The 23,682-nt window shown below is 59.8% G+C and carries 26 protein-coding genes and 1 tRNA gene; 12 read left to right on the top strand and 15 right to left on the bottom strand.

The annotated features are described in order from the left end of the window. Position 1 precedes the first annotated feature (1 nt). The 5 genes from ACXAH8_RS02000 to ACXAH8_RS01980 form a co-directional block, all read right to left on the bottom strand. Positions 2-985 carry a BMP family protein gene (locus ACXAH8_RS02000; RefSeq protein ID WP_475215635.1) on the bottom strand — a complete coding sequence of 328 codons (984 nt, stop codon included), beginning with the start codon at positions 983-985 and terminating at the stop codon, positions 2-4. A 48-nt stretch (positions 986-1,033) separates the two neighbouring features. Continuing rightward, on the bottom strand, positions 1,034-2,326 hold the full coding sequence (locus tag ACXAH8_RS01995; RefSeq protein ID WP_475215633.1) for an amidohydrolase family protein: 1,293 nt from the start codon (positions 2,324-2,326) through the stop codon (positions 1,034-1,036). A 341-nt stretch (positions 2,327-2,667) separates the two neighbouring features. Beyond that, a complete protein-coding gene (locus tag ACXAH8_RS01990; RefSeq protein ID WP_475215631.1) occupies positions 2,668-3,129 on the bottom strand; it encodes a hypothetical protein in 462 nt (153 codons plus the stop codon). Between the two features lie 10 nt (positions 3,130-3,139). Beyond that, complete coding sequence (locus ACXAH8_RS01985) at positions 3,140-3,421, bottom strand: hypothetical protein (RefSeq protein ID WP_170466452.1); 282 nt, start codon at positions 3,419-3,421, stop codon at positions 3,140-3,142. A gap of 84 nt (positions 3,422-3,505) precedes the next feature. Then, positions 3,506-4,627 (bottom strand): anhydro-N-acetylmuramic acid kinase, encoded by a 1,122-nt coding sequence (locus ACXAH8_RS01980; protein WP_475215629.1) that lies wholly within the window; start codon positions 4,625-4,627, stop codon positions 3,506-3,508. A gap of 245 nt (positions 4,628-4,872) precedes the next feature. On the opposite strand from ACXAH8_RS01980, the gene tyrS reads away from it, so the two are divergent. Both tyrS and ACXAH8_RS01970 read left to right on the top strand, forming a co-directional pair. Continuing rightward, entirely contained in the window at positions 4,873-6,123 is a 1,251-nt protein-coding gene (gene tyrS / locus ACXAH8_RS01975; protein WP_475215627.1) for a tyrosine--tRNA ligase, read from the top strand. Positions 6,124-6,231: 108 nt separating this feature from the next. Beyond that, positions 6,232-6,999 carry a hypothetical protein gene (locus tag ACXAH8_RS01970; protein ID WP_475215624.1) on the top strand — a complete coding sequence of 256 codons (768 nt, stop codon included), beginning with the start codon at positions 6,232-6,234 and terminating at the stop codon, positions 6,997-6,999. Between the two features lie 112 nt (positions 7,000-7,111). Here the strand turns inward: ACXAH8_RS01970 and ACXAH8_RS01965 are convergent, their stop codons facing one another. Beyond that, positions 7,112-7,846, bottom strand: coding sequence for a hypothetical protein (locus ACXAH8_RS01965; protein ID WP_475215622.1), 735 nt, complete (start codon positions 7,844-7,846; stop codon positions 7,112-7,114). A gap of 199 nt (positions 7,847-8,045) precedes the next feature. Between ACXAH8_RS01965 and ACXAH8_RS01960 the strand changes: the two genes are divergently transcribed. Both ACXAH8_RS01960 and ACXAH8_RS01955 read left to right on the top strand, forming a co-directional pair. After that, complete coding sequence (locus ACXAH8_RS01960; protein WP_475215621.1) at positions 8,046-8,801, top strand: 3-hydroxyacyl-CoA dehydrogenase; 756 nt, start codon at positions 8,046-8,048, stop codon at positions 8,799-8,801. 10 nt (positions 8,802-8,811) lie between these two features. Then, positions 8,812-9,366, top strand: a complete 555-nt coding sequence (locus tag ACXAH8_RS01955) for a sugar O-acetyltransferase (protein ID WP_170373938.1) — start codon at positions 8,812-8,814, stop codon at positions 9,364-9,366. Positions 9,367-9,409: 43 nt separating this feature from the next. Here the strand turns inward: ACXAH8_RS01955 and ACXAH8_RS01950 are convergent, their stop codons facing one another. From ACXAH8_RS01950 to ACXAH8_RS01940, 3 genes are all read right to left on the bottom strand, one after another. Then, positions 9,410-11,218, bottom strand: a complete 1,809-nt coding sequence (locus ACXAH8_RS01950) for an ABC-F family ATP-binding cassette domain-containing protein (protein ID WP_475215619.1) — start codon at positions 11,216-11,218, stop codon at positions 9,410-9,412. Positions 11,219-11,286: 68 nt separating this feature from the next. Next, positions 11,287-12,021 carry a GNAT family N-acetyltransferase gene (locus tag ACXAH8_RS01945; protein ID WP_475215616.1) on the bottom strand — a complete coding sequence of 245 codons (735 nt, stop codon included), beginning with the start codon at positions 12,019-12,021 and terminating at the stop codon, positions 11,287-11,289. A 100-nt stretch (positions 12,022-12,121) separates the two neighbouring features. Next, complete coding sequence (locus ACXAH8_RS01940) at positions 12,122-12,592, bottom strand: outer membrane protein assembly factor BamE (RefSeq protein ID WP_475215614.1); 471 nt, start codon at positions 12,590-12,592, stop codon at positions 12,122-12,124. Positions 12,593-12,682: 90 nt separating this feature from the next. On the opposite strand from ACXAH8_RS01940, the gene ACXAH8_RS01935 reads away from it, so the two are divergent. The 8 genes from ACXAH8_RS01935 to ACXAH8_RS01900 all read left to right on the top strand — a co-directional run bounded on the left by ACXAH8_RS01935 (position 12,683) and on the right by ACXAH8_RS01900 (position 17,993). Beyond that, positions 12,683-13,219 carry a YceD family protein gene (locus ACXAH8_RS01935; RefSeq protein WP_475215612.1) on the top strand — a complete coding sequence of 179 codons (537 nt, stop codon included), beginning with the start codon at positions 12,683-12,685 and terminating at the stop codon, positions 13,217-13,219. A 204-nt stretch (positions 13,220-13,423) separates the two neighbouring features. Beyond that, positions 13,424-13,630: a 50S ribosomal protein L32 gene (gene rpmF, locus ACXAH8_RS01930; RefSeq protein ID WP_008756996.1), complete on the top strand. Its 207-nt coding sequence runs from the start codon at positions 13,424-13,426 to the stop codon at positions 13,628-13,630. Between the two features lie 24 nt (positions 13,631-13,654). Further along, positions 13,655-14,743 carry a phosphate acyltransferase PlsX gene (plsX, locus tag ACXAH8_RS01925; RefSeq protein WP_170548168.1) on the top strand — a complete coding sequence of 363 codons (1,089 nt, stop codon included), beginning with the start codon at positions 13,655-13,657 and terminating at the stop codon, positions 14,741-14,743. A gap of 22 nt (positions 14,744-14,765) precedes the next feature. Further along, entirely contained in the window at positions 14,766-15,737 is a 972-nt protein-coding gene (locus ACXAH8_RS01920; protein ID WP_475215609.1) for a beta-ketoacyl-ACP synthase III, read from the top strand. A gap of 96 nt (positions 15,738-15,833) precedes the next feature. Then, positions 15,834-16,136, top strand: coding sequence for an integration host factor subunit alpha (ihfA, locus tag ACXAH8_RS01915; RefSeq protein WP_037316145.1), 303 nt, complete (start codon positions 15,834-15,836; stop codon positions 16,134-16,136). A gap of 18 nt (positions 16,137-16,154) precedes the next feature. After that, on the top strand, positions 16,155-16,715 hold the full coding sequence (locus tag ACXAH8_RS01910; RefSeq protein WP_475215606.1) for a MerR family transcriptional regulator: 561 nt from the start codon (positions 16,155-16,157) through the stop codon (positions 16,713-16,715). A gap of 60 nt (positions 16,716-16,775) precedes the next feature. Next, positions 16,776-16,852, top strand: a tRNA-Pro gene (locus tag ACXAH8_RS01905). A 61-nt stretch (positions 16,853-16,913) separates the two neighbouring features. Further along, positions 16,914-17,993: a 2'-deoxycytidine 5'-triphosphate deaminase gene (locus ACXAH8_RS01900; protein ID WP_475215604.1), complete on the top strand. Its 1,080-nt coding sequence runs from the start codon at positions 16,914-16,916 to the stop codon at positions 17,991-17,993. Between the two features lie 30 nt (positions 17,994-18,023). Here the strand turns inward: ACXAH8_RS01900 and ACXAH8_RS01895 are convergent, their stop codons facing one another. The 6 genes from ACXAH8_RS01895 to argS all read right to left on the bottom strand — a co-directional run bounded on the left by ACXAH8_RS01895 (position 18,024) and on the right by argS (position 23,584). Then, positions 18,024-18,200 carry a hypothetical protein gene (locus ACXAH8_RS01895; RefSeq protein WP_475215603.1) on the bottom strand — a complete coding sequence of 59 codons (177 nt, stop codon included), beginning with the start codon at positions 18,198-18,200 and terminating at the stop codon, positions 18,024-18,026. A 64-nt stretch (positions 18,201-18,264) separates the two neighbouring features. Continuing rightward, positions 18,265-18,915 (bottom strand): SMC-Scp complex subunit ScpB, encoded by a 651-nt coding sequence (scpB, locus tag ACXAH8_RS01890; RefSeq protein WP_475215601.1) that lies wholly within the window; start codon positions 18,913-18,915, stop codon positions 18,265-18,267. Continuing rightward, positions 18,908-19,702, bottom strand: coding sequence for a segregation and condensation protein A (locus tag ACXAH8_RS01885; RefSeq protein ID WP_170688808.1), 795 nt, complete (start codon positions 19,700-19,702; stop codon positions 18,908-18,910). The genes scpB and ACXAH8_RS01885 overlap by 8 nt, the downstream gene beginning before the upstream one ends. Then, on the bottom strand, positions 19,692-20,699 hold the full coding sequence (gene nagZ / locus ACXAH8_RS01880; protein ID WP_475215596.1) for a beta-N-acetylhexosaminidase: 1,008 nt from the start codon (positions 20,697-20,699) through the stop codon (positions 19,692-19,694). Before nagZ ends, ACXAH8_RS01885 begins: the two co-directional genes overlap by 11 nt. After that, positions 20,696-21,751 (bottom strand): SPOR domain-containing protein, encoded by a 1,056-nt coding sequence (locus ACXAH8_RS01875; protein ID WP_475215594.1) that lies wholly within the window; start codon positions 21,749-21,751, stop codon positions 20,696-20,698. The genes nagZ and ACXAH8_RS01875 overlap by 4 nt, the downstream gene beginning before the upstream one ends. An 87-nt stretch (positions 21,752-21,838) precedes the next feature. Continuing rightward, positions 21,839-23,584: an arginine--tRNA ligase gene (gene argS / locus ACXAH8_RS01870; protein ID WP_170717825.1), complete on the bottom strand. Its 1,746-nt coding sequence runs from the start codon at positions 23,582-23,584 to the stop codon at positions 21,839-21,841. Positions 23,585-23,682: the final 98 nt, after the last annotated feature.

The following is a 23,682-nucleotide window of genomic DNA, read 5'->3' as shown; positions in this document are numbered from 1 at the left end:
ATCAGGAGGGCTCGCTTTCATCAATCGGAACGTCCCATTCACCGGATTGAATCGCGGCCTGTTTGGCCTCCATCCCCGGGATGGCGTCGGCAGGCACTTCATCGGCGACATAGATCAGTTCATTGCCGCCATGAGCCATAAAGGAATATTCCGTGTAGTTACGACCTGTTGGATTACCGGCCTGAACATCCGCCACTATGGCCTCGATTGTGGGGCCGTAATTCCAGATCGCATTGGCAAAAACCGTGCCCGGGTAGCGTGGAGTATAGTCGATGAGCGAACCGATGGCCTTTACACCTCGCGCTTGGGCCGCATCCGCAGTGCCAATGCGCTCACCAAACAGTATGTCCGCGCCCGCATCGATCTGGGCAATCGCAGCTTCCTGCGCGCGGGCCGGATCGAACCATGCACCGATAAAGCCGTTGACGAAGGTGGCGTCTGGGTTCACTTCGCTTACGCCCATGCGGAAAGCATTGATCAACAGGTTCACCTCGGGGATCGGATAACCACCGACCGAGCCATAGACATTGCTTTCGGACATTTGACCCGCGAGCATACCGGCCAGATAGGCTGCCTCGTGGTTGCGCGTGCCAAAGACACCGAAATTGTCACCTTCTGGCCCACCGGAAGACCCCATCAGAAACGCGGTGTCGGGGTAGTCACCCGCCACTTCGCGTGCTTCACGCTCCACAGCATAAGATTCACCCCAGATGATTTGCGCACCTCCCTCGGCATATTCGCGCATCGCGCGGGGATAGTCGGTCGGAGCTACTCCTTCTGAAAACTCATACTCTATAAGGCCAGCGCCGGCGGCTTCCTGCATCGCCAGGTGAATGCGGCTGTTCCACGCATTTTCGACCGGAGACATGTGCACGCCGGCGACGCGGATCGCAGATTGCGCATTCACGCGACGGATATAAGCCGGCAGGGCCAGCGTGGCCGCAGCGCCGACCATCAGTTGACGGCGGGTTGTGGTGAGTTTCATTGGTAGATCCTCTTCTGTTGGTGACAATTCTTCTTGTTATTGAGCTTCCTAAGTATTTGGCCTGGGCGCGTAATCTGCTGGATCCAGGGTCGTGGGACGGCCAGGCAAAGAAAGCGCGGCCATTCGTGGTTCCGTGCGGGCCAACACCTTTCCGTTTTTGATAACGGCAAGCCGGGTGGCTTTCATGCGAACTGCTTCAATCGGGTCCTTCGCTTGCAGCACAACCATATTGGCAGCGCCGCCTTTACGGATCGTCGGGTCGGGCAAGCCCATTGTTTTGGCACCATTCTGAGTCACGGATGTAAACGCCCACTCCATCGCCTCGCGGGATGTCATCGGCACGGCATGCACGCCCATGTGAGCCACCTCCAACATGTCGGCGGAGCCAAGCGAATACCACGGGTCCATCGTGCAATCCTGCCCGAAGGCGACATTTACACCCGCCGCGCGCAGCTCTGGCACTCGGGTCAGCCCCCGACGACGCGGATAGGTATCCGAACGGCCTTGCAGCGTGATATTGATGAGAGGATTGGGCACTACGTTCATGCCACTTTCTGCGATTAGCGGTATGAGCTTCGATGCATAGTAGTTGTCATAAGAGTGCATCGCGGTGACATGACTTGCAGTTACCCGCCCGCCAAGCCTAAGGCGCGTGGTCTCATAGGCTAAGGTTTCCACGTGGCGCGACATTGGATCGTCGCTTTCATCGCAATGCAAATCCAGCATCAGGCCTCGGTCCGCCGCTATCTCGGCCAGTCTTCTGACCGACCGGGCACCTTCCGACATTGTACGCTCAAAATGCGGGATGCCGCCCACTACATCGACACCCATATCAAGGGCTTGGATCAAGTTTTTTTCTGCATTCTCCGCGCGGTAAAGGCCATCTTGCGGGAATGCTACCAATTGCAGATCAATATAGGGAGCGAACTGCTTGCGGACCTCCAACAGCGCTTCGACGCCAACCAAAGGTGTGGATGAAACATCCACATGCGAACGGATGGCCAGCAATCCCTGCGATACGGCAAGGTCGCAATATCGCATGGCGCGTTCAATTACTGCATCGGGTGTCAGCAGGGGCTTCAATTCGCCCCAAAGCGCGATGCCTTCCAATAGTGTGCCCGAGACATTCATGCGGGGCGTTCCAAGGCTCAAGGTCGCGTCCATATGGAAGTGCGGGTCGGTAAACGGGGGCGAAATCAAGCGCCCTGTCGCGTTAATGACGTCGCCCGCCTCAGCCTCGATCTTGGGGGCAATTTCTGCGACGCGGTCACCCTTGATCGCAATATCCAACGGCCCTCGGCCATCCGGCAGTTGGGCTTGTCTAATGATGATGTCGAGCATTCATCTTCCCCCAAATTTGACCATAAGGTAAAAGTATTCTGATAAAATGCTACATTTTTTTGCTGTATTTCAGGAACCAGCGCTGCGGATAGTCTGACGCAATTCGAATGCCTGCAAGGGGGAATGCGAACGCAGCAATCCGTCATATCGATGGATGGCGGCTATGGAGCCATCCGCGCCATCCAATTATCCTGAACACATTGGCTTGGTAGCGCGGTTATAGCCTTAGCACTCAGCTAGGCGCAGGAGCGCCAAGGCATCTCGCCACAATTGACAAGTGCGAGCGAGTAGGAACAAAAATGCAATCGGCGGCTTGGAAGCGCCCCCAACCCCGCATGCCCCTATTTCTCGGCCCGGTTCTTCAAGAGCGCAGTCAATATAGGCACCAGCAACGCCGGCAAAGATCCCAGCGGATTTGCCCCGATACTCTTGACCGCCTGGACCACCTCCCGCGCCTCGGTGGCCATCTCTTCCATCTCGTCTTCAACGTCCGCGATTGCCATGTCGCGTACTTCTACCGCCGGGGCGATCTCATTCTCGACACTGGTCCGTCGCGCCAACAGAACCAGCAGCGCCGCCAAAAGCAGGTTCCCAGCCGCCAACAGGCCAGCCGCACCGGCGGAAGACATCAACGTTTCCAGCGCGAAAAAGATGGCAACATTCAACGCGACAAGACCGGCCAGTGCCGCGATACCTGCCAGCACCATCAGGATCGTCTGTTGCTGCATGACCGCAAGACGACGACGCGCGATCAGGCGCTCCGTGCGATAGATCGTTACAAGATTTCTGCTAAGTCTGCTCATCTAACCCTCTCTATCTGCTGGCCCGACCGACCACATACCCAAGCGAGAATGCAATCAGCAGAACTGTAATCGGATAGTCCTTCTGCAAACGTCCAAACTCGGCAACGACGTCCTCACCCATGGCCTCGGCCCCGGATAGATCAACGCCATGCTCCTTCAGCAACCGCCGAATCTCATCGCTCGTTTTGGTCGAGGCCTTTTCTTCCGCGCCCGCCTCCGCGCTCTCCTCCAACTTCGCGTTGCGAGCCCGCAGCGCCTCAAGTTCGGCTTCCAGTTCCGCTTTTGTCGCCATGAAACAAGACCTTTGTTGAAACAAGTTTACACAAGCGTCGCACATTTATGCCCGCTTTTGAACCACTTGGTCCGAGTTTCCAGCTTAGCTGGCCTGATCCACCGAGACACGGCTGACAATGCCACCGCCCACCAAGGCCTGCACCCCCGTCGTTCCGGGGCATGAGGTCGGCAAGCCCCGCGCCACGCGGACCGCAAGATAGGCGAAGGCCTGAGCTTCGAGCATATCGCCGTCCAGCCCTACGGCCTCAACCGGCTCAACCGGGCAATCCAACGAAACGCGCAGCATCTCCATCAGAACGGGGTTATGCCGCCCTCCGCCGGTCACCAGCACGCGCGCCGGAGGTTTCGGGCAGTGCTGCATCCCCTGCGCCACACCCGCCGCACACATTGCGGTCAGGGTCGCGACCGCGTCCGCATCGCTCAACTCCTGCACCAGACGCACCATCTCGGCAAAGTCGTTTCGATCCAGAGATTTGGGCGGCATGCGCGCAAAGAACGGCTCGGCCAGAAACAGCTCAAGCGCACCAGTTTCCACCGTGCCGCCACGGGCCACTGCACCGTCGCGATCCATTGGCTGGCCCAGACGGGCCTGCATCAGATCATCCACAGGCGCATTTGCCGGACCAGTATCAAACGCCAGCAACGCCCCTGGCGCTTCGGGGCCATCAAAACACGGGTCTACATAGGTCAGGTTGCCGACACCGCCGAGGTTCAGGAAACACAGCGGCTCCTGCGCATCGATCCATTTGGCACAGGCGAAATGGAAGAACGGGGCCAGAGGCGCGCCTTCGCCCCCCAAAGCCACATCATCACTGCGGAAGTCCCAGACAACCGGTAAGCCGAGCGCCTGCGCCAGTCCGACACCATCGCCCACCTGCAAGGTGCCGCGCCCGCGCGGCTCATGCGCAAGGGTCTGGCCGTGAAAGCCGATCAAATCCACCTCTTCGAATTCCGAAAGGGCCTCGGCATGGGCCACGGTCACCAGCTCGGCCGCGACCTCGACATCGGGGCCTTGCCATTGCCCCAAGGCGGCCCGGATCACTGCGCGTTCGGCCTCCGAATAGGCGCGATAGCCGGTTTCACCAAAGCTGAAGATCCGGTGACCATCGGTTTCGACCACGGCTGCATCCACGCCATCCATTGACGTCCCTGACATCGCCCCAAGCGCACGGATCGGCCCGTTTGTTTTGTTGGACTGCCGCACGGCTGCCTCCTGCCTGTATCAGACGTTGCACCTGCCTTCTGAACAATCAGAGCGTGCAACGGCGCCAACCTGCCCCGCCTATGGCAAGCAAGGCAAGCGCCTTGCGGCCACGCCGCAAAGAATTCTGCCCCGAGCGCCATGTATGCGACGCTGGCCCGAGGTGTTTTTCAGCGCAAAAGGCACCTTCCCCTTCCCCACGCCGCCGCCTATACAGTGCCCCGCAACAGTAACCCCGAGGGCACGATATGACCTACCACCCCAAATCGGATTTCATCGCCACGATGATCGAGCGCGGCTTTCTCGCCGACTGCACCGATTATCAAGGCCTTGACGACGCGCTGATCGACGGGGTGCAGACGGCTTATATCGGCTATGACGCCACTGCACAGTCGCTGCATGTGGGCCACCTGATGAACATCATGGTGCTGCGTTGGCTGCAAAAGACCGGCCACAAGCCGATCACCCTAATGGGCGGCGGCACCACCAAGGTGGGCGACCCCTCGTTCCGCTCGGACGAACGCCCCCTGCTGGGCCCTGAACAGATCGACGCCAATATCGCAGGCATGAAGCAGGTATTCTCGAAATACCTGTCCTACGATGACAGCGAGACCGGCGCGCTGATGCTGAACAATGCCGAATGGCTGGACAGCCTGAACTACCTCGATTTCCTGCGCGATATCGGGCGGCATTTCTCGGTCAACCGAATGCTGTCCTTCGAGTCCGTGAAATCCCGGCTGGACCGCGAACAATCGCTGAGCTTCCTCGAATTCAACTACATGATCCTGCAGGCCTACGACTTCCTTGAGCTGAACCGTCGCTATGGCTGTGTTCTGCAGATGGGCGGTTCAGATCAGTGGGGCAACATCGTCAACGGTATCGACCTGACCCGCCGCGTCTTGGATCAGGAAATCTACGGCCTGACGACGCCTCTGCTGACCACCAGCGACGGCCGCAAGATGGGCAAATCGCAGGGCGGCGCGATCTGGTTGAACGGCGATATGCTTTCGCCCTATGAGTTCTGGCAGTTCTGGCGCAACACGACTGACGCCGATGTAGGCCGCTTCCTGAAGATCTTCACCGAGCTTTCAGTCGATGAGTGCGACCGCATGGGCGCGTTGCAGGGGTCCGAGATCAACGAAGCCAAAATCCGCCTCGCCAATGAGGTCACGACCCTTCTGCATGGTGCCGAAGCCGCTACCACAGCCGAGGCCACCGCGCGCGAGGTGTTCGAAAAAGGCGGAGTTGGCGGAGACCTTCCGACCCTCACGCTCAGCGCGGATGAGCTGGGCGATGGCATGTCGATCGTGCAGTTGATCGTGAAATCCGGTCTGGCCAAGTCCGGGAAAGAGGCCAAGCGCCTGATATCGGAAAACGGCGCCAAACTGGACGACGCGCCGTTGACGGATGCAGGCCTGATGATTGACGCAGGCGCGTTGTCCTCTCCGATCAAACTGAGCGCAGGCAAGAAACGCCACGCGCTGGTTCAGCTGGGCTGATCCCTTACGGCTCCGGATGTCCTGAACCGCGCCCGGAGCCGCCATTTCTTGACCGGTCAAATCTATGCTAGACTGCATTCCATTGCAGTTTAAAAGTCAGATTTGGTTATGGTTATTCCGAACAAACTCTCCTCCCCCTCTCTCAGAAAAGACGCTGATTTCGAAGGCGAGACCTTCTCGGTCGGCGCGGATGAAGTGACATGCGTGCTGACAACCGACAGCCTGCAATTGAAAGGCAGTCGGCCAGCGTCCGGGCAATGCACGATTGTGGAGCGTCTGAACTCCCGTTGGGATATCAAAAGCCTCATCGACCTCAAGGCAGTCCAAAAAGCGCTGTCCAACAAAACGACGATTCAGAAACTGGGCCGCGCCAAAAACGTCGACGAGATCCTCGACCTGCTGGCCCTGACCGAAATTCGAATGCTGGCGGACTATTCCGAATTGCAGGCGCAAACCTACGTCAAGGGTCATATCCTCAGCGAAAAGCTGGGCGGTATGGGGGTGAACGCGAATTTGACGCCGATGTCGGCGAGTTCGAACTCCAATTACCGGCGCAGCTTCGAAGCCGGTCTGATCAAGCACCTCGGCAAGCTTGAGAAGGAAGAAGACCAGACCGGCTACAGGGTCCGCATCCGGTTTCACGCGAAATGCAAAGGCAACATGAAGCCCTGGTGGGGAAGCAGCGCGACCAAAGAAACGGCCAACATGCTGAAAAGACTTCCAAAGTCTCTGGACGCGAGTTGGAGGTTTGACAGTTTCTTTCGGGATGGCAAACCCAGCGAACGTATCCCGAGGACCAAAATCCCAAAAGCCGTCGCAAAAGACATGCCGCTGGCGATGGGCTTCAAGCCCGAAAAATACAGCCTGGATCTGTAGCGGCGTCTTCAGACGCAGGCGGTCTTGTAATACAAAAACAGTAAACCCAAACGCTCAAACGGCCACCATCGCTGGTGGCCGCCGTTTTGTCCAAGTTGTCGATAACTGAGGGTCAGCGTTTCCCTTTTCCACCGCCTTTGCCGCCACCTTTGCCATCGCTGCCTTTACCGCCTCCACTGTTGTCACCATTTCCGTTACCGCCGCCGCCGTTTCCGGAGCCGCCGCCCTGTCCATTGTTGCCGCCACCGTTACCGGTTCCCGGCCCTGAACCTCCGTTGTTGCCACCACCGTTTCCGGGGTTTCCGCCATTTCCATTGCCGTTGCCCGGGCCTCCGTTGTTGCCGCCATTGCCACCGTTACCGGGGCCGCCACCGCCGCCACCATTACCGGGGCCATCGCCGCCGTTACCCGGTCCATCGCCGCCGCCATCTCCGGGACCATCGCCCCCATCACCGGGGCCGTCATCGCCGCCTGGACCACCGTCACCTGCCGGACCGCCTCCGCCGACGTTGCCCGGACCGTTGGAAGATCTGTCTTCACCCCGATTTGAAGCCACCTGCACACTCGCCGTGGGCAAATCGGTCAGCAACGTTGCCAATCCCGGGCATTGCGCACCTGTTACGCTGAGGGTGGTTTCGAAATCGGACCGCCTCTGCAGACGCTCCAGAAAGCTCGGCGTAACCTGCGCGCAATCGCACAAACCTGCGTAGTCTCCGGCATTGGCGAGATCACGCGCTGTTTTCCAGTTGCAGGTTTCCGGCGCGGCTGCTGCGCTTCCGACCATGAACACCCCGACAAACGGCGCAATCGCAAGCGCGCCAAGTTTTTGCTTTGTACTCTTTAACATTTCAGCACCTCCTGACGAAAAAACACCCGACCGCGTCAGGTTGTTCATTCACGAGTTGGCGATCTTGCGTGAAGCCGATCTGAAGGGTTTCTGAGGATTTCTTCAGAACCCAACGCGGGATCCAAAGCCAAACCTATAGACAGGACGCCGCCAAACTGCTTATTGAACATATGTTCATTAACCCGCGAGGAGGCCCATCATGAACCTGTCCGACACCGCAGCCATCATCACCGGCGGTGCGTCCGGTTTGGGCGAAGCCACCGCCCGGTACTTTGCCGCGCAAGGCGCTCAGGTCACGCTGCTGGATCGCGATGCCGACCGAGGCGCGAAGGTCGCCGCCGAGATCGGAGGGCATTTCAATGAGACCGATGTTACCCAAGAAGCCTCGGTCGCAGCAGCGGTCGGGCTGGCCACGGACAAAATGGGCAAGATCACCGCTGCCGTGAATTGCGCCGGTATTGCGGACGGTATCAAGACCGTCGGGCGCGACGGCCCGCACCCTTTGGACGCGTTCCAGCGCACCATCGACATCAATCTGGTGGGCAGTTTCAATGTCGCCCGTTTGGCTGCGGCTCAAATGGCCTTGAATGAACCCGATGCAGACGGGGCCCGTGGAGTCATCATCAACACCGCATCTATCGCGGCGTTCGACGGGCAAAAGGGTCAGGCGGCCTATGCGGCCTCAAAAGGCGGCGTTGTCGGCATGACCCTACCCATGGCGCGCGACCTAGCCTCAACCGGTATCCGCGTGATGACCATCGCGCCCGGCATTTTCATGACGCCGATGCTGGCCGGTCTGCCGGAAGAGGTGCAGGCGCAATTAGCCGCCGACGTCCCGAACCCGCCCCGTTTGGGGGATCCAAAGGAATACGGACGCCTCGCCGCCTTCATCGTCGAGATGAGATATCTGAACGGAGAGGTCATCCGCATCGACGGCGCCCTAAGGATGCGCTAACCCTAAGGACATGAGCGAACGGCAGAAAATGGCGGCGGGTGCGTGGTACACCTGCCTCGATCCGGAACTGGAGGACTTGCGCCAGACCGCCCGTCGCGCCGTTTACGCCCACAACTCATGTCAACCCGATGATCGCGGCCCGATCGCGCCTGAGCTGCGTGCGCTTTTCGCCGAAATCGGGCATATGTGCTTCATCGAAGCCCCGTTTCATTGCGCCTATGGATTCAACCTCTCTCTGGGCGATCGTGTCTATTTTAACGCGGGCTGTACCATATTGGATACCGCGCCTGTCAGGATCGGCAGCGACACAATGCTGGGCCCTAACGTCCAGATCTACTGCGCAGAACACGCCAAGGACCCCGCCCTGCGCGCAGACGGTCTTGAAGTCGCGCATCCGGTCACGATTGGAGAGAATGTTTGGATTGGCGGCGGCGCTATAATCCTGCCTGGTGTCTCAATCGGCGACCGGGCCATTGTAGGCGCGGGCAGTGTCGTGACCAAATCTGTCGCACCCGATGAAACGGTCGTTGGCAACCCAGCACGCCCGATCCGGGGAAGCGCATAAGACGACCTTGAAAACCTGAGGAAACTGAGTTTCGGGTCTTTTGCTACCCGCCTTCGGCCTTTTCCTCAAGCATCAGCCACTCTTCCTCGGAGGCCGACAGTTTTTCCTGCCGTTCGACCAACGCCTCGGTGGCTTTTTGGAACTTGACCGGCTCACGCGTGAACAAATCCGGGTCCGCCATCAGCTCTTCCAGTTTGGCAATCTCGGCCTCCAGCCGCGCAATCTCGGCCGGGAGCTTCTCCAACCGGTGCTTTTCCGAGAAGGACAGGCCTAGTTTCGGCTTGGCCTCTTGCTTCACCTTTGGCTTGGAAGCTTTTGTTTTCTCTTCTTTCTTAGGGGCAAGATCACCCCGCTGAGCGATATAGTCCGACCACCCGCCCGCATAAACGGTAGCACGGCCATTGCCCTCCATCGCGATGGTTGTGGTGGCCACACGGTCCAGAAAGTCCCGGTCGTGGCTGACCAGCAGAACCGTGCCGTCATAGTCGTCCAACAGCTCTTGCAGCAGGTCCAGAGTTTCCACATCCAGATCGTTGGTCGGTTCGTCCAGCACCAGTAGATTCGACGGTTTCGCCATTAACTTCGCCAGCAGCAAACGCGCTTTTTCCCCGCCGGAAAGGGACTTAACAGCCGCTCTTGCCTGGCGTTCATCGAACAGGAACTCTTTGAGGTAACCCACAACATGCTTGGGCTGCCCGCCAACCATGACCTGATCGGCCTTGCCCGACACGCGCATCTCTGGGTCGCCGGTCAGGCTGTCCCAGAGGCTCATTTCAGGGTCCAACTGCGCGCGGGTCTGGTCAAACACCGCGATTTCCAGATTGGTGCCCAGGGTCACAGAGCCCTCATCCGGAGCCTCTTGCCCCAGCAGCATCTTCAACAGAGTGGTTTTGCCCACCCCGTTCGGCCCAACAAAGGCAACCCGATCGCCGCGCTGCGCCAACAGATCAAAGCCGCGCACGATCTGCTTGTCGCCATAGGCTTTGGACAAGGCTTTGGCCTCGATCACCTTGCGCCCAGACTTTGGCCCCGCCTCAAGCGACATTGCCGCCGAGCCCTGGCGCTTGATCTGCGCCGCCTTCTCGGCCCTCAGGGCTTGCAATGCCCGCACCCGCCCTTGGTTGCGCTTACGTCGCGCACTGATCCCTTCGACCGCCCATTTCGCCTCTGACTTGATCAGGCGGTTCAATTTGTGACGCTGCTGATCCTCCTCTTCCCAGACCTTGTCGCGCCAAGTCTCGAACGCCTCGAAGCCCTGCTCCTGCCGCCGCACCATGCCGCGATCAATCCACAGGGTCGCGCGGGTCAACGCCCGCAGGAACGCGCGATCGTGCGAGATCAGCACATAGGCAGCCCGCGTCGCGCCCAATTCGCGCTCCAGCCAAGCGATGGCTTCGATGTCCAGATGGTTGGTTGGCTCGTCCAGCAACATCAGGTCCGGCGCTTCGGCCATCAGTTTGGCCAAGGCCGCGCGCCGCCGTTCCCCGCCCGAAGCAGTCTCAACGGGGCGCGATGGGTCGAATTTCAACCCCTCACCGGCCCGTTCGACCTTGTAGAGCTCGCCCGGTTCCAACCCGCTTGAGGCATAGTCGCCCAGCGTCGCGAACTCCTCCATCCCCGGGTCCTGCTCCATGTACCCAACGGACTTGCCGGGAGGCACAACGATCTCACCCTGATCCGCCTCAACCAGCCCCGCCAACACCTTCATCAAGGTGGACTTACCCGAGCCGTTGCGCCCTACAAGCGCAACGCGATCACCCGGCTGGACCACCAGATCCAAACCGGAAAACACCGGATCACCCCCGAAGGTCAGGGAAATGCCGGACATCTGCAACAAAGGAATTCTCGCCATGCCCGCCAGCTAAACCGGCAGCGCTGGCGCGTCAACGCCCACACCTTCTTGTCGTCGAAAATACGGAATTACCGAGCCACCGCCCGCAGCAACCGTTTGCGGGCTGGAGGTATCGCACCGATCTCTAACCCGGTGAACACGTGTAACGTGTTCATATGCCGATCCACCACCGCATGATCGCTAACCCAGCCGCCCATCATCAGATAGGTGCGCAGCAATGGCGGCATCCGCAGCATCGCTTTCTTGACGTCCGGCCTGCGCCGCAGCTTGGACGCAAACCGAAACACATCCGGAGCCTTCACCCGCGGCAGCCAGCGTTTCGGGGCCAAATGACGGTCCTTGAGCATCGCAAACGCGTCCAGATACTCGGCCGTTTCGGTGCCTGCGAATGAGGAGCACCCAAACAGCATCTCGATCCTGTTCTGGTCCACATAGGCCGTCATCGCGCCCCACGCGGCACGTAGGATATCCGGGTCTGTCCGGTCGGGGTGGATACAAAACCGCCCCATCTCAACCATACGGCCCGAGAATCCTTCGAGGCTGGACAGATCGTAAAACTGCGCCGAGTAGCTGCGCCCGACCTCAGTCCCACTATCCATGGTCAGCATGCGGAAACAACAGACCAGAGCGGCCTCGTCCTGAAGGTCTTCTACCAGAACATGGGCGCAAACGGGATCGAACGCGTCAGCATCCAATGCGCCGGTGCCAAACGCCCGCGTTCGGAGAGCCTGCGCCGCCGCCAGATCTTCGTCACTCTGCGCCAGACGCGCCCGAAAGCGCCCTTTACTCAACAACACCGCCATGACCGCATCCTCCGCCCTTGCCGACCGGATTTCAACCTTATGGCTCTGCTATCACGGCAGATGTGACCGCCTTGTGAAGACGACACGACAGTCCCGTGACTTAGTTGGTGGCGCCCGGAATGTTGGCTGGGTTGAAGTTGCCGATGTTACCAAGCAGCTGACGCAGGAAGCCGTTGTTCTGGATACTGGATTCGGTCACGCGCCGTTCAAGGGTCACGACGACTCCGTCCTCCAGACCGAACCTCTCGATATTGCGGACGACGCCGCGCTGGTCAAAGCTGATGGCAACCAATTCGCGCGAGACGACCTCGGGCCGTTTGGGGCCATAGAAGCGCACGCGAGAGGCAACGTAGTAATAGCCCGAATCTTGCACAACGCCGGAAATACCGGGCGCGCCGATGGCTTCGGCCACGGTGTCGCGGGTATCGACGCCAACTTTGATCTCGGCCAGATCTTCGGCAGGCGGAATATAGCCGTGATTCTTGAAGGTCGGCGTACAGGCCGCAATCGCAGCCAGACAGGCAATAAAGACGAGCGATTTCGCTGCTCGTTTCACCTTGTTCACACCCATCACCATATACACCCTCTTGCCTTGATCCGTAACGGCCCCTATCCGCTTACAGAAACCGATGCCCCGGTTCAACACAGGAAAGGGTCACGAATGAGCAACACGACATCTCTGCGGGTGGCCGACCTGCCCCAAAACACGCCAACATCCTTCGAATTGCGCCCAAACGCGACGGATCTGGACAACATCAAAGCCGAGCTTGACCTGCTGGGCCTTCGCAAGCTCAGCTTTGTCGGCCAAGTTGAGGCCGAAGGAAAGAAGGACTGGGTCCTCACCGCCAAACTGGGCGCAACTGTCGTGCAACCCTGCGTCGTGACGCTGGAACCGGTGACCACACGTATCGACGTCCCCGTCACTCGTACCTTTCTGGCCGACTGGGCAGACCCCGAGGATGAAGAGTTCGAAATCCCCGAAGGCGACGAAACCGAGGCTCTGGGCGCCGAAATTGACCCCACCCAGGTGATGATCGAGGCGCTGTCGCTGGCCCTCCCCCTCTATCCACGCAAGGAGGGTGCCGAACTGGAGCAGGCCGACTATACCGAGCCGGGCAAACAGGCGATGACGGACGAAGATGCCAAACCCTTCGCCGGACTGGCAGGTTTGCGCGATGCGCTGAAAAAAGACGAGTGACAGGGCAGAGATTTCCTGTCATAGCAAGCGGTCAGAAAAATCGCTTGAACATGTCGAGAATCGCAGTATTTTCGCGCGCTCATCGGATTTAGGGTTGGACAATGTGGGGCATGTACCCTAAACGCGCGTCAAACCACGATAAACGAAATATGAAACCCGGTCGGCGGCGATTCTGCTGACCCTCAGTAGACAAAGGTTGAGACCATGGCCGTCCAACAGAACAAAGTTTCCAAGTCGCGTCGCAACAACCGCCGCGCACACGACGCTCTGGTTGCTGCAAACCCGAACGAATGCCCGAACTGCGGCGAGCTGAAGCGCCCGCACCACGTTTGCGCATCCTGCGGCCACTATGACGACCGTGAAGTCGTCGCTCAGGCCGACGAAATCGACCTGGACGAAGACGCAGCCTAAGCCTGATCGAGCGCAAGCCTTCGCATGACGGAACAACCCACGCACGCCGGACGGATCATCATTTCCGTTGATGCTATGGGGGGGGACGATGGTCCCGTAGCTGTTGTTGCAGGTTTGGCGCAATCGGCGAAGAAGAACCCCGATATTGGGTTTCTGCTGCACGGTCCGGAAGACAAGCTGCGCAAGCTCGTAGCGAAACGGCGCGTCCTTGATGGGCGCGTCGATTTTCGTGATTGTCCAGACGTCGTCACGATGGAGGACAAGCCCAGCCAGGTTGTGCGCAACGGCAAGCAAACCTCGATGTGGTCCACGCTTGAGGCCGTACGTCAGGGTGATGCCCATGGCGCGGTATCCTGTGGCAACACCGGCGCGCTGATGGCGTTGTCGATGATGCGTCTGCGCAAACTGCCTGGAGTTAGCCGCCCGGCGATTGCGATTCTGTGGCCCTCACGCAATCCTCAGGGGTTCAACGTGATGCTGGATGTCGGTGCCGATGTGCGCGCCGACGCCAAGGATTTACTGCAATATGCGCTGATGGGCGCCTCTTACGCCCGCAACGGAATGGCGCTGCAACGCCCTCGGATCGGGCTTCTGAATGTCGGTACCGAGGAACATAAAGGTCGGGCAGAGCTGAAAGAAGCGCATGCCATGATCACCGACTTCGCCGAATCCGCGAATTTCGATTTCGTGGGCTTCGTCGAAGGCAGCGATATTCCCGGCGACAAGGCAGATGTCATTGTCACCGATGGGTTTACCGGCAACGTTGCGATCAAAACCGGCGAAGGCACAGCCAGCCTGATCGGCGATCTTTTGCGCGAAGCGTTCAAATACACACCCCTCTCACGGCTAGCATCGGTGCTGGCAATCACCTCGCTGAATCGTTTGAAAAAGCGCATCGATCCGCGCCGCGTGAACGGAGGCGTTTTCCTAGGGCTGAATGGAACCGTGGTGAAATCCCACGGCGGCGCAGACGCGACCGGAGTGTCAGCCGCAGTCAAGCTGGCCTTTACACTGGCCCAATCAGGTTTTGCCGAAAAATTGGCAGCACGGGTTGCATCAACGGCCCAGCTTGCACAAGATGCCGCGCATGCCGCGCCGCAGGCGGAAAAATAACAAAGAAGGCAGTACCTCAAACATGGCAGGCCGTTCAGTCGTTGTAGGTGTCGGACATTATTTGCCCGAACGTGTTGTCCCAAATTCCGAGTTTGAACAGACTTTGGATACGACGGATGAATGGATCCGAACCCGGTCAGGGATCGAACGCCGCCACTTTGCTGCCGAAGGCGAAACTACCTCGGATCTGGCGACCAATGCCGCAAAAGCGGCCCTTGCAGACGCGGGGCTGGAAGCAGACGACATCGACGCCATCGTCCTTGCGACCTCGACCGCTGATCTGACCTTTCCATCTGCAGCAACGATGGTTCAGGCCCGCCTTGGCATGACCCGCGGCTTTGCCTTCGATGTGCAAGCCGTCTGCGCCGGATTCGTTTTCGCGCTGAGCAACGCAAACGCGCTGATCCTCTCGGGTCAGGCCAAACGCGTTCTGGTGATCGGGGCCGAAACGTTTTCCCGAATCATGGACTGGACCGACCGTTCGACCTGCGTGTTGTTCGGCGACGGCGCAGGTGCCCTGATCCTTGAAGAACAAGACAGCGCAGGCACCGCAGCCGACCGAGGCGTTCTGGCAACCGATCTGAACTCGGACGGACGTTATCAGGACCTGCTTTATGTGGATGGCGGCGTGTCAACGCAATCGACCGGTCATTTGCGGATGCAAGGCAATCAGGTCTTCCGCCATGCCGTTGAAAAGCTTGCCAAAACCGCTAACACCGCACTTGATCGCGCCGGTCTGGCGGCTTCGGAGGTGGACTGGATTGTGCCGCATCAGGCCAATATCCGCATCATTCAGGGCACCGCCAAGAAGATGGGCCTGCCGATGGAGAATGTCGTGGTCACCGTACAGGATCACGGCAACACCTCTGCCGCGTCGATCCCTCTGGCCCTGTCGGTTGGCAAACAGCGCGGGCAAATCAAGCAAGGCGATCTGATCGTAACCGAAGCCATCGGCGGCGGGCTGGCTTGGGGCGCGGTTGTTCTGCGTTGGTAACCGGCGCAATTCAGCTTACGTCCCCACCTGCAATTCATTGATATTGACAGTGAATTTGCCCCCGCCCTATGCTTTGACAGCAACAGGGGAAAAGGTATGAGCGACAAAACACTGACCCGAATGGATCTAAGCGAAGCCGTCTTTCGTGAAGTTGGCCTATCACGCAACGAAAGCGCGCAGCTGGTGGAAAGCGTTCTGAACCACATGTCCGACGCGCTGGTGCGCGGTGAACAGGTTAAGATTTCCTCATTCGGCACGTTCAGCGTTCGGGACAAAACCGCTCGTATCGGTCGCAACCCCAAAACCGGCGAAGAGGTTCCCATTCAACCCCGCCGCGTGCTGACTTTCCGTCCGTCGCACCTGATGAAGGATCGCGTCGCCGCCGGGAATCGCAAGTAATCCTAGGACCTCGCGGACATGAGTAAATCTCGAGACGCATTTCGCACCATAAGTGAAGTTGCGGATTGGCTCGGAGTACAGGCCCATGTCCTGCGCTTTTGGGAAAGCCGGTTTACCCAGGTCAAGCCCGTGAAACGGGCCGGAGGGCGCCGGTACTACCGCCCTAATGATATGCGTCTGCTGGGCGGTATCAAAAAGCTGCTGCACGAGGATGGGATCACCATCAAGGGCGTACAACGGATACTGCGCGAACAGGGCGTTGCCCATGTCGCCGCGCTCTCACCGTCTCTGGATGAGCCTGCGGTCGAGAATACGGACAGGACCGTTGTTCCCTTTTCCGCCAAACCTGCACCTCAGACCGAACAAATCCCAATGGACCTCGACGCACCGAAAGAGGCTGAGGCATCAGAGGAAAGCGCCGAACCAGCCGAGTTGGATGCCGCGCCTTTGGTTGGAGGCATCGCTTCACTGGCATGGAATAGGTCCGAATTCGACGATGAACTACTCAGCCGTATCGCGCCCTTGGCCAAGGATTTGCGCGCATGGTTGAACCGGGTGGAAACACGGGCGGCAGGATAGAAAAAAGGCAATGTTTTCCTCTTGCCCCTGCCGGGAAAACCGTTATGAACACTCCAACGTCGGGCTATGGCGCAGCCTGGTAGCGCGTCCGTCTGGGGGACGGAAGGTCGCAGGTTCGAGTCCTGCTAGCCCGACCAAATCACACCGACGTTTATGGCAGACAGGCCAGATCCCGCTCTGGCATCAGGGGGGATCGAAATGACAGGTGTATGCCCAAACCAGCAGATCGAAGCGATGATCACACGCGGTGAGATCAGTGCCAGCCCGGATGTGATCCCGGCACAGGTGCAACCCGCCAGCCTTGATCTTCGTTTGGGAACAGTGGCTTACCGCGTCCGCGCTTCGTTCTTGGCGGGCGAAGGACGATCGGTCGCCGACCGTCTGACCGAGTTCGAAATGCACCGGATCGATATCACCGACGGAGCCGTGCTCGAGAAAGGCTGCGTCTATCTCGTGCCGTTGATGGAATCGCTCGCCCTGCCCGCTGAGACCAGCGCGGTGGCGAATGCCAAAAGCTCAACCGGGCGGCTGGACCTGCTGACGCGAACAATCACCGATGGCGGCACCGAGTTCGACCGGGTGCCCGCAGGCTATACCGGTCCACTCTATGCTGAGATCTGTCCACGGTCCTTCTCGGTTCTCGTTCGGCCGGGCATGCGGCTGAACCAGATTCGCTTCCGTCAGGGTCAAGCCGTTCTGACCGACGCCGAATTGACCGCGCTACACACCGAATCCCCGCTGGTCGATGGACCTGCCGTCATTCAGGACGGTTTAGGCTTTTCCGTTGACCTGCAGTTGCCCGACACCGATCTGGTCGGCTATCGTGCAAAGCCGCATACCGGCGTAATTGATCTGGACCGGATCGGCGCATACGACCCACAAGACTATTGGGAAGAGGTGCGCACGAGTGATGGCTGTATCATCCTAGACCCCGGCGCGTTCTACATCCTCGTCAGTCGCGAGGCGGTGCATATCCCACCCATGTACGCGGCGGAAATGGCCCCCTATCTGGCCATGGTCGGCGAATTCCGGGTGCATTATGCAGGCTTCTTCGACCCCGGCTTTGGCCATGCCGCCGCAGGTGGTGCCGGATCGCGCGGTGTGCTTGAGGTCCGCTGCCACGAGGCCCCATTCGTGCTGGAACACGGTCAGGTCGTCGGGCGCTTGGTCTATGAGAAGATGTCCGAAATGCCCACGCAGCTATATGGCGCGGGCATAGCCTCGAACTATCAGGGACAGGGGCTGAAACTGTCCAAACATTTCAAGGCAGTCGGGTAAGGTCGGATCTCCGCCCTACCCGCCCTCACCTCAACCCCGGTTGTCGGTGTTTCCGCGATTCGTATCCGAGTCGTCCTGACCACGCGACGGAGGTTTCATCTTGCGCCCCATCTGGCTGGCCATGTCAAACCCCTTGTTCACACCTGAATTTACAAGGCGGCGCATGACCTGGCGGACGATCATGTCGATGATCCGATTTGCATTCATTGCTCAACTCCGTTTCCTGCGCCTAAAGATAGGGTATCCATGCGGCGACAAAAGGGCTGTCTGATCACTCTTCCTCGAAGAGTTCGGTCTGATCTTCGTCAACTTCGTCTTCGCGCCCTTCACCCAGTGGGATTGCACCCGGCGGTGGGCGATTTTCCAACAAGCCAGCGGCGCGCAATTCCTTGAGGCCCGGCAGGTCGCGGGCGTTTTCCAACCCGAAATGATCCAGAAACTCGGGCGTGACGACAAAGGTCACCGGGCGGCCCGGCGTCATGCGGCGACGGCCCAGCCGAATCCACTCCATCTCGAGCAGTTGGTCGATCGTCCCGCGCGAGACGGAGACACCGCGAATCTCTTCGATCTCAGCCCGCGTGCAGGGCTGGTGATAAGCGACGATGGCCAGCGTTTCGATCGCCGCACGGCTCAGCTTACGGGTTTCAACCGTTTCCTTCTGCATCAGAAAGCCCAGATCCGGGGCGGTTCGGATTGCCCAAGCCTCACCAACCTTGACCACGCGCACACCGCGTCCCTCATAGCGTTTCTGAAGCAATTCAACGGCTTGCGCGGCATTACTACCATGAGGCATCCGCGCCTCAAGATCGGCATTCGTCACCGGTGCGGCGCTGGCAAACAACACCGCCTCGACCATCCGCTCTTGCTCGACCAGAGGGGGCGCTTCGAACAGGGTGCCGGTTTCTTCGGGGGCGTCAGTCACGGGTCTCGGTCCTCTTGCGCAGATGGATCGGGGCAAAGGTATCGCTTTGCTTGATCTCCATATGTCCTTCTTTCACCAGCTCCAGCGAGGCCGCAAAGGTTGCCGCCGTGGCCGAGCGTCGCCGCACCGGATCACCGTCCCATCCGTCGGGCAAATAGGTCTCCATATCGGTCCAGGCACCGGCAAACCCGATCAGAGGGCGCATACGCTCCAGCGCCTGCTCCATCGTGAAAACCGAGTCGCGGTCCATCACAAAGGGGCGGAATTCATCGCGGGTGCGGATGCGCGCATAGCCCTGCATCAAGTCCAGCAGCGTGGCGGAATAGGTCACGGTGCGAATGCGAGTGACGTCTTCGGCTTGCCCGCGCTTGAAGAAATCACGCCCGAGCTGGTCACGCGCCATCAGCCGGGCGGCGGCATCGCGCATGGCCTGCAAGCGCTCAAGCTGAAAGGCCAAGTGGGCTGCGAGTTCCTCGCCCGAGGGCCCCTCGTCATCCGGGTCAGGCGGCAGCAGGAGGCGGGATTTGAGAAAGGCCAGCCAAGCGGCCATCACCAGATAGTCGGCGGCCAGTTCGATCCGCAGCGCACGCGCCTTTTCGACAAAAGCCAGATATTGCTGCGCCAGCGCCAGAACCGAGATCTTGCGCAGGTCGACCTTTTGCGTCCGCGACAAGGTCAGGAGCACGTCCAACGGGCCCTCGAACCCATCGACGTCAACGATCAGCGCTTCGGCTGCCAGCCGGTCGGCGACCGAAACCGGATCTTCGCTGAAAAGACTATCGTTCATATACCTGCCCGCCCATTAGGGCAGATAGTTCAGCCTCAGTGGCCTCGATGTCAAGTTCGGCGGGCTTTTTGCGCATGGCCAAGGCCCGATCTGCGCGGGCCTGCGCCGCCTCGGTCATCTGGCCTGCGGCTTCAAGCACATCACGACGTTCGTCAAAGCTGCCGTTGCAGTGCAAAACAACATCACAGCCCGCCTGCAAGGCCCGTGCCGCACGTTCGGGCACCGACCCGCTGAGCGCCTTCATGGTGATGTCATCGGTCATGACTAACCCGTCAAAGCCAATCACCTCGCGGATGACCTTCATCATCGGGGCCGAGATCGTGGCCGGTGTCGGATCGATCTGTTCGAACACCAGATGAGCGGTCATCGCCATTGGCAGGTCGTTCAGAGCCTTGAACGGGGCGAAATCGGTCTGCGTCAGTTCTTCGAGAGGCAGGTCGACGCGCGGCAGGTCGAAATGGGTGTCCAGCGTGGCCCGACCGTGACCGGGCATGTGCTTGACGACGGGCAAAACGCCCCCATCCAGATGCCCCTGTGCAACGACGCGGCCCAGTTTAGCGATGCTTTCTGCATCACTGCCGTAGCAGCGGTTGCGTAGAAAGGCGTGGGTTTCCGGGCGCGCGATATCCACCATCGGCGCGCAGTTGCTGTCGATCCCCAGCTCAAACAGCTCGTGCGCAATCAGGCGATAGCGCAAGTACATGGCGCGTTCGGCATGCTCTCCGGCCCGTTCGGCATGATCGAGCGGCGGCATCCATTCGCGCGCCAGAGGGGCGCGCAGACGTTGAACACGGCCTCCCTCCTGATCAATCGTTATGGGACAATTCCGCCCAACGGCCTCGCGAAAGTCATCGCACAGGGCCCGGACCTGATCGGCGCTTTCGATGTTGCGGGCGAACAGGATGAACCCAAACGGGTTCATCTCACGGAACAGGGCCCTTTCGTCATCGGTCAGCCGCAGCGCTTCTGCGTCAGAAATCGCGGCTCCGAACGTCACCTGACGGCCACCGGGATACAGTCGGCCCCTTGCGCAACGAGCGCCGCGCAGAACTGACGCGAGTCGCTCAGGTCATCAAAACCAAGCACGCGCAACCGGTAAAAGGTCCGGCCACCGCTTGAGGTTTTCTGGATAACGCGCTGTTTTCCGTCCATATACTCGCCGAATTGGCCGTTCAGGCGCGCCCATTCGGACTTGGCGACATCCGCGCTCTCAAAAGCGCCAAGCTGCGCCAGACGGGTGCCTTTGCTCAGCGTGTCAGGGTCTACATCCAACCCAACGGCGGATTTGACGGCTGCGTTGATCGCTGCCTCAGACGTCTCGGTGACCACCGCACGGCGGACGGGGCGGGTCTGGGGGCGCAATGAGCGGCGCACGCCCGGAAGCTCTGCAATGGCCGGGTCTGGCAGGGCTGCTGCGAAATCCGCAGGGTCAATCGCCGGCTCTTCCTCGGGTGTCACCAGAGAGGCCAGCTGCACGCCATCCTCGGTTTGTTCATCGTTAGAACGCGCCGCCTCGCCCGCGAGTTCGGCAACCAGAGCGTCCACTGCGTTCTGCCGCAGCGCCGCGGCTTCTTCGTTCGAGATCGGCTCTTCGACGACATGGACAGCTTTAGTCGGCTTCAATTCACCAGCAGGCAGGTCCTCATCCATCAGTGAGACCGGACGCGGAGCGAGGATCAGACGATCCGCAGGGGCGGCTGCCGAACCCTCGGCAGCAACGGCATTCACGGCCAGACCCTGATGATCTGCGGGACGTCCGCCCGGATTTTCGGGCTGAATGCGCATCGGACCTTCGGCGGCGCGGACAACAGGCACGCCGCTGACATCGCGCATCACCAGCTTGTAGCTCCAGATTCCGATCCCGGCGACCAGCGCCAGAGAGGCGACCGCCCCCAGCACATTCATCGCCTTGCCAACGCCAAAACCGCTGCGCGGCGCGGCATGGTCGGCCATTTCGTCGGGGTAATCATACCCATCATCGGCATAGGATTGATTCGGGTAATGCATCTGCCCGGGGCTTTGATGCCCCGAGTAATCGTAACTCGTCATGTCCGCCTCACCGCCCGATTGCGCCTGAAATTAAGGCGCGCGGGTCATTTCTTGTCTGCCTCAGACCGGCGGTTCGGGCGGTATTGGTTACCGCATCTCCTGCGCCGGAGTAACGCCAAGAATACCCAAGCCTGCTGAAATCACAACAGAAACGGCACGGGCCAATGCGATTTTCGACTGGCTTGTGGCAACATCGCCATCCTGGATGAAGCGCAGCTGGGTTTCTTCGTTGCCCTTGTTCCACAGAGCATGAAAATCCCCTGCCAATTCATACAGATAGAAGGCGACACGATGCGGTTCGTTGGTACGAGCCGCGATCTCAACCAAGCGTGGCCATTCGGCCAGTTTCTTGGCCACAGCCAGTTCTGAGGCATGGTCGATCTTGCCCAGATCGGCGCCCACAAGGGTCGCATCATCGGCGGCAATCTCGGCTTCAGCGGCGCGGCGCAGCACGCTCATGACGCGGGCATGGGCGTATTGCACGTAGAACACGGGGTTCTCGCGGCTCTGCTCCAGCACCTTGTCGAAATCGAAATCCAGAGGCGCGTCGTTCTTGCGGGTCAGCATCACAAAACGGGTCACATCCGGGCCAACCTGATCGACCACATCGCGCAGGGTGACAAAGTTCCCGGCCCGCTTGGACATCTTGAACGGCTCGCCATTTTTCCACAGCTTCACAAGCTGGGTCAGCTTGATGTCCAGTGGCACCTTGCCGTCAGACAGCGCCGACACAGCGGCCTTCATCCGTTTGACATAACCACCATGGTCCGCGCCAAACACGTCGATCAGCGCATCAAAACCACGGCTGACCTTGTCGTAGTGATAGGCGATGTCCGGGGCGAAATAGGTCCAAGCGCCATCCGATTTCTTGACCGGGCGATCGACGTCATCGCCATGCTCGGTCGATTTGAACAGGGTCTGCTCGCGCGGTTCCCAATCCTCAGGCTTCTTGCCTTTGGGCGGCTCCAGCACGCCCTCATAGATCAGGCCCTTGTCGGTCAGCGACTGCAGCGCGGCCTCAATCCGGCCCGTGCCATAGAGGGATTTCTCCGAGAAGAACACATCCATCTCAACGCCCAGCGCCTTCAGGTCGGCGCGGATCAGGTCCATCATCGCGTCGGTGGCAAAGTTGCGCAGATCTTCCAGCCATTCGCTCTCGGGCTTGTCGATCAGGCTGTCACCGTATTTCTCTTTCAGCGCCTCGCCGATCGGGATCAGGTAGTCGCCGGGATAGAGACCCTCGGCAATCTCGGGGCTCAGACCATTGGCTTCGCGGTAGCGTTCATAGGCCGAGCGCGCCAACACATCCACCTGCGCGCCACCGTCGTTGATGTAGTATTCGCGCGTCACGTCATGGCCGGAATAGGCCAGCAAACTTGCCAGAGCGTCCCCGAACACCGCGCCCCGCGTATGGCCCACATGCAGTGGGCCGGTCGGGTTTGCCGAGACATATTCCACGTTGACCTTCTGTCCCTGTCCCATGGTCGAGCGGCCGTAGTCCGTGCCCATCTCCAACACGCGCGCAAGAACACCTTGCCACACCGTTGCCGCCAAACGCAGGTTCAGGAACCCCGGCCCCGCAACCTCTGCGCTGGTGATCCGGCTATCGGCGGCCAGCTTGGCCGCCAAAGCATCCGCAATGTCGCGCGGCTTCATCTTGGCGGGCTTGGCCAGCACCATCGCCGCATTGGTCGCCATATCGCCATGCGCGGCATCGCGCGGCGGCTCAACGGCCACGTTGTCAAAGCTCAACCCCTCGGGCAGAGCGCCTTCGGACTGCATCTGCGCCAACGCGTCCAATACAAGGCCGCGGATCTCGGAAAACAGGTTCATTTCGGATGTCCTTTTGCTTGCCCGGCGGTTTACCACGCAAAGCGTCAAGGTCAATGGAAGGCATCGGTTTGGGCTTGGATTGTCCTCGAACACCGCTA

The organism is Ruegeria sp. ABV3_008, from assembly GCF_056161185.1.
The sequence above is the reverse complement of the archived record's forward strand: the minus strand, read 5'-3'. Positions and strand labels throughout refer to the sequence as shown.

Coding starts and splice junctions, on each gene's coding strand:
- ACXAH8_RS02000 (WP_475215635.1), bottom strand. CDS start 985: ATGAAACTCACCACAACCCGCCGTCAACTGATGGTCGGCGCTGCGGCC.
- ACXAH8_RS01995 (WP_475215633.1), bottom strand. CDS start 2,326: ATGCTCGACATCATCATTAGACAAGCCCAACTGCCGGATGGCCGAGGG.
- ACXAH8_RS01990 (WP_475215631.1), bottom strand. CDS start 3,129: ATGAGCAGACTTAGCAGAAATCTTGTAACGATCTATCGCACGGAGCGC.
- ACXAH8_RS01985 (WP_170466452.1), bottom strand. CDS start 3,421: ATGGCGACAAAAGCGGAACTGGAAGCCGAACTTGAGGCGCTGCGGGCT.
- tyrS (WP_475215627.1), top strand. CDS start 4,873: ATGACCTACCACCCCAAATCGGATTTCATCGCCACGATGATCGAGCGC.
- ACXAH8_RS01970 (WP_475215624.1), top strand. CDS start 6,232: ATGGTTATTCCGAACAAACTCTCCTCCCCCTCTCTCAGAAAAGACGCT.
- ACXAH8_RS01965 (WP_475215622.1), bottom strand. CDS start 7,846: ATGTTAAAGAGTACAAAGCAAAAACTTGGCGCGCTTGCGATTGCGCCG.
- ACXAH8_RS01960 (WP_475215621.1), top strand. CDS start 8,046: ATGAACCTGTCCGACACCGCAGCCATCATCACCGGCGGTGCGTCCGGT.
- ACXAH8_RS01955 (WP_170373938.1), top strand. CDS start 8,812: ATGAGCGAACGGCAGAAAATGGCGGCGGGTGCGTGGTACACCTGCCTC.
- ACXAH8_RS01950 (WP_475215619.1), bottom strand. CDS start 11,218: ATGGCGAGAATTCCTTTGTTGCAGATGTCCGGCATTTCCCTGACCTTC.
- ACXAH8_RS01945 (WP_475215616.1), bottom strand. CDS start 12,021: ATGGCGGTGTTGTTGAGTAAAGGGCGCTTTCGGGCGCGTCTGGCGCAG.
- ACXAH8_RS01940 (WP_475215614.1), bottom strand. CDS start 12,592: ATGGGTGTGAACAAGGTGAAACGAGCAGCGAAATCGCTCGTCTTTATT.
- ACXAH8_RS01935 (WP_475215612.1), top strand. CDS start 12,683: ATGAGCAACACGACATCTCTGCGGGTGGCCGACCTGCCCCAAAACACG.
- rpmF (WP_008756996.1), top strand. CDS start 13,424: ATGGCCGTCCAACAGAACAAAGTTTCCAAGTCGCGTCGCAACAACCGC.
- plsX (WP_170548168.1), top strand. CDS start 13,655: ATGACGGAACAACCCACGCACGCCGGACGGATCATCATTTCCGTTGAT.
- ACXAH8_RS01920 (WP_475215609.1), top strand. CDS start 14,766: ATGGCAGGCCGTTCAGTCGTTGTAGGTGTCGGACATTATTTGCCCGAA.
- ihfA (WP_037316145.1), top strand. CDS start 15,834: ATGAGCGACAAAACACTGACCCGAATGGATCTAAGCGAAGCCGTCTTT.
- ACXAH8_RS01910 (WP_475215606.1), top strand. CDS start 16,155: ATGAGTAAATCTCGAGACGCATTTCGCACCATAAGTGAAGTTGCGGAT.
- ACXAH8_RS01900 (WP_475215604.1), top strand. CDS start 16,914: ATGACAGGTGTATGCCCAAACCAGCAGATCGAAGCGATGATCACACGC.
- ACXAH8_RS01895 (WP_475215603.1), bottom strand. CDS start 18,200: ATGAATGCAAATCGGATCATCGACATGATCGTCCGCCAGGTCATGCGC.
- ACXAH8_RS01885 (WP_170688808.1), bottom strand. CDS start 19,702: ATGAACGATAGTCTTTTCAGCGAAGATCCGGTTTCGGTCGCCGACCGG.
- ACXAH8_RS01875 (WP_475215594.1), bottom strand. CDS start 21,751: ATGACGAGTTACGATTACTCGGGGCATCAAAGCCCCGGGCAGATGCAT.
- argS (WP_170717825.1), bottom strand. CDS start 23,584: ATGAACCTGTTTTCCGAGATCCGCGGCCTTGTATTGGACGCGTTGGCG.